The organism is Mesorhizobium sp. M1A.F.Ca.ET.072.01.1.1 (genome assembly GCF_004023325.1).
Classification (GTDB): Bacteria; Pseudomonadota; Alphaproteobacteria; order Rhizobiales; family Rhizobiaceae; genus Mesorhizobium.
Genome location: NZ_RZSF01000712.1, coordinates 1 through 521, shown reverse-complemented (window position 1 = coordinate 521; position 521 = coordinate 1). Strand labels below are relative to the sequence as shown.

The 521-nt window shown below is 66.4% G+C and carries 1 protein-coding gene; it reads right to left on the bottom strand.

From position 1 onward, the window contains the following. Nucleotides 1–146: 146 nt before the first annotated feature. Nucleotides 147–425 carry a DUF982 domain-containing protein gene (locus EOA32_RS37670; protein ID WP_245499542.1) on the bottom strand — a complete coding sequence of 93 codons (279 nt, stop codon included), beginning with the start codon at nucleotides 423–425 and terminating at the stop codon, nucleotides 147–149. Nucleotides 426–521: the final 96 nt, after the last annotated feature.

Below are 521 nucleotides of genomic sequence, written 5' to 3'. Positions count from 1 at the left end.
GCCCAGCCGGCGCCCGAGGAAGGCAACATGCCGGTGATCAAGCCCGGGGAAGTGCCGCCGCAGCCGCCTAAGCAATAGTGATTGCGAGGCTCGGCTCAGCGCGTATGACGCTCGTGCGGCGCGCGCGCCGCGCGGATCGTCCGCACCTAGGCGCGGCGCAGCGTCGTGACCGGATCGACGCCGGTCCAGACGATGCCCGCGGCCTTGGCGAAAGCCATGAAGGCGCGTCGCGTCTGCTCGATGGTCACGTGTCCGGCCCGCGCCGCCTCGCACGCCTTGATGGCGATCTTCTGCAGCCGTGTGTCTTCGGCAGGCGGCCATTCTTTTAGGAAGTTCTGCATCTCCGCCAGCGATGCAATGTCCCGTTTGAAGCCGGCGCCAACGGCGACGGCGATCGGCGGGTCGAAAGGCAGATCTTCAATCATAAGGCACCTCCGCTGGACTCTTCGCCTTCAATGCTGGAACGGCCGCCTGGTTCCGACGCCGACGGCGGATCAATTAGTGCCGGCTCGCGGAACAAG